Origin of the sequence: Miniimonas arenae (assembly GCF_006351005.1) — a bacterium.
GTDB lineage: Bacteria > Actinomycetota > Actinomycetes > Actinomycetales > Beutenbergiaceae > Miniimonas > Miniimonas arenae.
The window spans coordinates 26,047-32,619 of the sequence record NZ_VENP01000036.1 but is presented as its reverse complement, the minus strand read 5'-3'; the positions used below and the strand labels follow the sequence as shown (position 1 = coordinate 32,619).

Here is a 6,573-nt window from a genome sequence, read left to right as displayed (position 1 = left end):
GCCACGAAGGCAGCGACCCTACGAGTCAGACGACTGGTGATCAGGACCCAACCACCGCGAAGCGGCACTGTCACCCTGACACTGAACCGACCCTAACCGCGGCCCCGGTCACAAGCACGGGCGGGCGCCGGACAGCGCCCCGGCCCGCCGCCCTCACTCCAGCTCCTTCTCCAGCTCCTTGCGCTGCTTGGAGTCGAGCTTGACCCACCGTGAGAACACGTCCAGGAACGCCTTCCTCACCCGGGCGTTGTCCAGCGCGCCGGTGACATCGGTGAACTCGCCCTTGGAGGCGCGGGCACACACGTTGATCCACGCCTCGCCCATGGCGTAGGTGAACGCCGTCGCGACCGACGCCCCGACGAGCCCGCCCGTCACGCTGCCCGCGCCGGGCACCATCTTGAGCAGCCCGGTGAAGGCGGCCCGACCGCCCTGCGTGGCGGCCGTCGTCGCGAGCGTCGACATGAGCGCGGCGCGGCCGAACGGGACGGAGAAGATTCGACCGATCCGCGCCATCATCGCGAGCTGCACGGGGACGAGCAGCGCGGCGTCGGAGAACGGGATCGGCACGGCGGCCGCAGCGGCGGCGCTCGCCGCGGCGGTCCTCACCGCCCGCCGAGCCAGCCGGGCCTTCGCAGCTGCGTCGATCGCCTGGGCTGCGGCGAGCGCGAGGTGAGCTCCTTCCGGAGCAACCCGAAAGGTGGCATCGAGCAGGTCGTGCAGGCCGTGCGGCTGCTGACCCGTGAACGGGTCGGCCACCGCGTTGGTGAGGAACACCCGCCGGTCCACGATCGGCAGTCCGCGCGCGAGCACCTGGTCGGCGAGCGTGATCGCGTCGGGGTGGTACACGCCGTCGCGCATCGGCACCTGCGTGAACACGAGGATGACCGGGAGCCCCACGGCGCGCAGCCGCTCGATGAAGTCGGCCTCGGAGTCCTCGAACCGCCGGTCCATGCCCCGCACGCAGTACCAGGCCACGTGCAGCTGCTCCTCCAGCGGCCGGGACCGGGTCTGCTTCATCACGGTGTCCAGCTCCGCGATGAGCTCCTTGGTGTTCTTGCCGACCTCGAGCCCCTGAGTGTCCAGGATGCCGAGGTGGCCGTGGGTGTCGAGGTAGAGCCGCGACCCCTTGGTCACCGGCTCGCCGATTCCCGTGGCCGCGACCTCCTCGCCGAAGATCGCGTTGAGCAGCGTGGACTTGCCCACGCCGGTCTTGCCGAAGATCGCCAGGTTGAACCGGCCGATCGCCAGGTCCTGCTTCTCGTACTCCTCGCGGAACCTGCTGCGGAAGACGTCGTCGCCAAGCCTCACGTGCACCTCCTGGCTCGTGCCGGCCGAGCCACCCTGACCGGACTGGCCTCGATCGTAGGCATGCTTCTCGTGTGGACTGGGTCAAGCGATGCCCGACGGCGAGCGCGGCCGCCCGTGAGGCGGCAGGTCTGCGGTGGCTCGCCACGGCCGACGGCGGGCCCCGCGTGGTGGCCGTGCACGCCGTCGACGGCGCGCGCCTCACGCTCGAGCGCGTGCCCGACGGTGGACGCCCGGACGCCTCCGCCGCGGCGGCGTTCGGCGCGGCGCTCGCCCGGATGCACGCCGCGGGAGCGGCGTTCTGGGGTGCGCCACCGCCCGGTTCCGGCGGCGACGGGACGATCGGTGCGGCCGTCCTCGCGACGTCCGCCGACGCCCGAACGGCACCCGCCACCTGGGGCGCGTTCTACGCGCGCTGCCGCGTGCTGCCCCACCTGCGCTCCGCCGTCGGGCGCGGGAGTGTGACCGCAGCCGGCGCCGCGGTGATCGAGCGCGTCGCGGACCGGCTCGCCGGCGGCGAGCTCGACCACCCGCAGCCCGGGCTCCTCGCGCTGGACGCGCCGGCGCGCCTGCACGGTGACCTGTGGTCGGGGAACGTGCTGTGGGACGCGGGCGGCGCGGTGCTCATCGACCCCGCCGCGCAGGGCGGGCACGCGGAGACCGACCTGGCGATGCTCGCCCTGTTCGGCGCGCCCCGCCTGGGCGAGATTCTCGCCGGGTACGACGGCGTGTCCCCCCTCGCACCCGGGTGGCGCGACCGCGTCGCGCTCCACCAGCTGCACCCGCTGCTCGTGCACGCGGAGCTGTTCGGACCCTCGTACGGGCGCGACGCCGTCGACGCCGCCCGTGGATACCTCGACTGACGGCGCCGCCCTTGTCCCGACCGGCGCACCGTGCTCGACTCGGACATGCGCACCCTCGCGATCACGCAGAACATCACCCTCGACGGCTCGATCGAGATGCTCGGCGACTGGTTCGACCCGCAGGCCGGCGATGCGTCCGATCTCAAGGAGCACAACGAGGAGGTCGACGCCCGTGCGGACGCCCTCGTCCTGGGCCGGCAGACGTTCGAGGACTTCCGCGGCTACTGGCCGCAGCAGACCGACGACACCACGGGTGTCACGGCGTACCTGAACGACGTCGCCAAGTACGTCGTGTCCTCGACGCTCACCGAGCCCGGCTGGGAGAACACGACGGTCCTGCGCGGCGACCTCGTCGCCGAGGTCGCCGCGCTCAAGGAGCAGCCCGGCAAGGACATCGTGGTGACCGGGAGCATCACGCTGTGCCACGCCCTCATCACCGCCGGTCTCGTCGACGAGTACCGCCTGTACACCTACCCGGTGGTGCAGGGCCGTGGCCGTCGGCTGTTCCCCGACGGCCACGAGATCCCGCACCTGGAGCTGCTGGACACGCGTCGGTTCGCGATCGGCGTCGCCTACGCGAGCTGCGCCGCACACTGACGTCTCAGCCCACCGGCGACAGCCGCTCCCACACCCGGTGCTGCGCCACGAGCGCGAGGACCTGCTCGGTGACCGCGGCGGCGTCCCCGCGCACCACCACTCCGGGGTCGTCCTCGGCGATGCCGGCCTGGACGAGCGCGGGCGCAGCGTCCGGCAGCGCACCGATCGCCTTGCCCTGGCGGAAGAGCTCGCTCAGCAGCAGAAGCGTGCGCGGGTCGACGCCGACGTCCCGGTGGTCGGGCGAGCCGACCTTCGCGTCGCGCCTGCTCGGCACGTCTGCGGCGGGTGTCGTGGCGGTGGTGAGCACCACGGCGTCGAGCTCGAACGAGCGCACCTGGTAGAGCGGCTTGTCGACGGCGAACGTGCCGTCCGCGGCGTCCGCGACCCCCGCGTGCGGGCCGAGGACGAACACCAGCAGGTCGGCGGCCTGCGCGGCGTCGACCACCGCCTGCAGGTCCGCGGTCCTCGTCGAGGCGTCCGCCACCACCCCGAGCGTGCGGCCGGCCACCGGGTAGGTGGCACCGGGCACGATCTGGGCGAGGGCCGGCGACGGCGCGAGGTCCTGCACCTCGACGTCGGGGTCGGGCGTGGGAGCGGGCAGCCCGAGACCGGCCGCGACCTCGGCGCACAGCCGCTCGTCGATGAGCGCGAGGTGGGCGAGCTGCCGCTCGCGCACCTGCGGCCACGTGACCTTGGACAGCTCGAACGTGTAGGCGGCGATGACGTGCTCCTGCTCGATCGGCGAGAGCGAGCGGAAGAACATCCGGGGCTGGGAGAAGTGGTCGTCGAAGGACGCCGGGTGCTCACGCACCTTCTCGCCCTCGACCGGTGAGGGCACCTCGAGGAACGCGCCGTCGGCCACCCCGGCGTGGAACGGGCAGCCGCCGTCGAGGCTGTTCGGCTTGTACGGCGCCACTCCGGTGTGCACGGCGTGCTGGTGGAACCCGTCGCGGAGCATGTCGCTGACGTCCGCGTGCGGCCGGTTGATCGGGATCTGGTCGAAGTTCGGACCGCCCAGGCGCGTGAGCTGCGTGTCGAGGTAGGAGAACAGCCGCCCCTGCAGCAGCGGGTCGTTCGTCACGTCGATGCCCGGCACGAGGTGGCCCGGGTGGAAGGCGACCTGCTCCGTCTCGGCGAAGTAGTTCGTCGGGTTCGCCGTGAGGGTGAGCGTGCCGATGGGCTGCACGGGGGCGAGCTCCTCCGGCACGATCTTCGTCGGGTCGAGCAGGTCGATGCCCTCGAACGTCTCGTCCTCGGTGTCGGGGAAGACCTGCACGCCGAAGGTCCACGACGGCAGGGCGCCGTTCTGGATGGCGTCGTACAGGTCGCGGCGCTGGAAGTCCGGGTCACCGCCCGCGGTGAGCTGCGCCTCCTCCCACAGCTGGGAGTGCACGCCCGCGGCGGGCTTCCAGTGGAACTTCACGAGCACCGTGTCGCCGGCCTCGTCGACGAGGTGGAACGTGTGGACGCCGAAGCCCTCCATCGTGCGCAGCGAGGCGGGCAGCGCACGGTCGGACATGTTCCAGATCGTGTGGTGCTGCGCCTCGGTGTGCAGCGAGACGAAGTCCCAGAACGTGTCGTGGGCGCTCGCGGCCTGGGGGATCTCCCGGTCCGGCTCGGGCTTGCCGGCGTGGATGATGTCCGGGAACTTGATGGCGTCCTGGATGAAGAAGACCGGGATGTTGTTGCCCACGAGGTCGAACACGCCCTCGGACGTGTAGAACTTCACGGCGAAGCCGCGGGTGTCCCGGGGCGTGTCGGCCGAGCCGCGTGACCCCAACACCGTCGAGAAGCGCACGAACACGGGCGTCTCGACGTCCGCCTGGAGGAACGCTGCCCGCGAGAGCTTCGCGGCGGCACCGTTGGAGACGAACACGCCGTGGGCCCCGACCCCGCGCGCGTGCACCACGCGCTCGGGGATGCGCTCGTGGTCGAAGTGGGTGATCTTCTCGCGCAGGTGATGGTCCTGCAGCAGGACCGGGCCTCGCCGGCCGGCCTTGAGGCTGTGGTCGGTGTCCCGGAGCCGGGTCCCCGTGGCCGTCGTGAGGAACGCACCCTGCTGGGCCCGGGTGGTGGCGGCCGCGCGCACCGGACGGCCGGTGGCCGAGCGCAGCTCGGGGGCCGCGACGTCGGAGGGCGGGTCGAGGGGCGGGACCGGGTCGACCGGCTCCTCGACGCTCGGGGCAGGCAGGTCCCGAGGCTTCGGGTTGGCTACGACGTGGGGACGGTCCGGGTTCGGCACAGGGTGCTCCTTCGTCGACGAAGGGGGACGGGCCCACCGGTCTGGAGCCGCGTCGTCACCGCCAGTCTGTACCCGAGCGTTCCCGGCGTCTACGCCGGAAGGGGTGGCTCGCCGTCGGGCGCTTCAGGTGCGTCACCGCAGCAGGTCGCGCAGCGTCCGCGCGTTGCGCACCGCGTGACCGCCGCCGTCGTTGTTGAAGTACGCGAAGACCTGGTGCCCCGCGCCCTCCCACTCCCGCACCCGGTCGGCCCACCAGTGCAGGTCGGCGTCGGAGTAGCTGCCGCCGTAGAGGTGGTGGTGGTCCGGGCCGTGCAGCCGCACGTACACGAGCGGGGCGGTGGCGCGCAGGACGCAGGGCAGGTCGGCGCCGCTCATCACCACGTACGCCGCACCGTGTCGCTCGAGCAGCGCGTAGACGTCGTCGTGGTGCCACGAGGGGTGGCGCAGCTCGACGGCGGGCCTCGTCCAGGCGGGCAGGACGCGGAGGAAGTAGTCCAGGCGGGCGTCGTCGCGCTCCATCGTCGGCGGCAGCTGGACCAGCAGCGGACCCCGGCGGCCCCGGACGGCGTGCAGCCCGCGGGTGACCCGCTCGACCCACACCTCGGGCTCGAACAGGCGCCGCGCGTGCGTGAGGCCGCGCGGCGCCTTCACGGTCAGCTCGAACCCGTCGGGCAGGCGCGAGCGCCAGGAGGCGAACGTCGCCTCCCGGGGCCAGCGGTAGAAGCTCGCGTTGAGCTCGACGGTGTCGAACTCGGCGACGTACCGCGCGAGCCGGTCGCGCGCGGGCGCGCCGTGGTAGAGCACGTCCTCCCAGTGGTCATAGCTCCACCCCGACGTCCCGACGCGCGCCATGGCACCAGTGTGGCTCGGGCTGAGCCGGTGGGTCCGGGCGGAGGTTCAGACGGTGCGGCGGCCGAACGAGATCGCGCGCACCACCTGGACGATGCCGAGGACCACGAGCGACAGGCCGATGAACAGCCAGAGGATCACGGCGCTCCAGATCGGCGACGTGACGAGCACGAGGCCCGCGACGATGCTGAGGATCGCGAAGAAGATCGTCCAGCCCTTGCTCGGCGAGCTCTTGAGGGCGAAGAACGACACGATCCCCTCGATGATCCAGAGCACACCGAGGGCGATCGCGACGAACGTGACGAGGAACACGGTGGTCGCCTCCAGGTTGGCGAAGGCGATGACGCCCGCGGCAACGAAGAGGGCGGCCAGCACGAGGAACCCGATCCGGGACCAGGCGCCCCGACCCCGCGAGAAGACGGCGACCGCGGCGTACACGATGCCGACGACGATCGCGTAGAACGCGAAGATGCCGGTGACCACGGCCGCGGAGTGACCGGGCCAGACGAGGATGGCGATCCCGACGGCGAGCGCGACGAGGCCGAGGAGGCCGAGACCGATGCGCACCGCGCTCGTGATCTGCGCCTCCGGGGACTGCTGGACGGTGGACATGCGGAGCCCTTCGACGCGGGGAACGCGGACGGTCCGGATGCTAGCAGCCGGCGCACCCCAGCGGGGGGAGGCGGCCCGTCTCAGCGAGCGGTCACGGCGCTCGCG

6 protein-coding genes are annotated in these 6,573 nt (G+C 72.3%); 2 read left to right on the top strand and 4 right to left on the bottom strand.

What is annotated here, in order from left to right; all coding sequences use genetic code 11:
* Positions 1-153 precede the first annotated feature (153 nt).
* A complete protein-coding gene (locus FH969_RS10190; RefSeq protein ID WP_139987165.1) occupies positions 154-1,308 on the bottom strand; it encodes a GTPase family protein in 1,155 nt (384 codons plus the stop codon).
* A 71-nt stretch (positions 1,309-1,379) separates the two neighbouring features.
* On the opposite strand from FH969_RS10190, the gene FH969_RS10185 reads away from it, so the two are divergent.
* The gene (locus tag FH969_RS10185) at positions 1,380-2,168 is read left to right on the top strand and encodes a fructosamine kinase family protein (protein WP_139987164.1); all 789 of its coding nucleotides are present in this window, start codon (positions 1,380-1,382) and stop codon (positions 2,166-2,168) included.
* Positions 2,169-2,198: 30 nt separating this feature from the next.
* Entirely contained in the window at positions 2,199-2,765 is a 567-nt protein-coding gene (locus FH969_RS10180) for a dihydrofolate reductase family protein (RefSeq protein WP_342777017.1), read from the top strand.
* 4 nt (positions 2,766-2,769) lie between these two features.
* Here the strand turns inward: FH969_RS10180 and FH969_RS10175 are convergent, their stop codons facing one another.
* The 3 genes from FH969_RS10175 to FH969_RS10165 form a co-directional block, all read right to left on the bottom strand.
* Positions 2,770-5,007 carry a catalase gene (locus tag FH969_RS10175; protein WP_139987163.1) on the bottom strand — a complete coding sequence of 746 codons (2,238 nt, stop codon included), beginning with the start codon at positions 5,005-5,007 and terminating at the stop codon, positions 2,770-2,772.
* Positions 5,008-5,139: 132 nt separating this feature from the next.
* Positions 5,140-5,859 (bottom strand): DUF72 domain-containing protein, encoded by a 720-nt coding sequence (locus FH969_RS10170; protein ID WP_139987162.1) that lies wholly within the window; start codon positions 5,857-5,859, stop codon positions 5,140-5,142.
* Positions 5,860-5,904: 45 nt separating this feature from the next.
* Positions 5,905-6,468 carry an HdeD family acid-resistance protein gene (locus FH969_RS10165; RefSeq protein ID WP_139987161.1) on the bottom strand — a complete coding sequence of 188 codons (564 nt, stop codon included), beginning with the start codon at positions 6,466-6,468 and terminating at the stop codon, positions 5,905-5,907.
* Between the last annotated feature and the right edge of the window lie 105 nt (positions 6,469-6,573).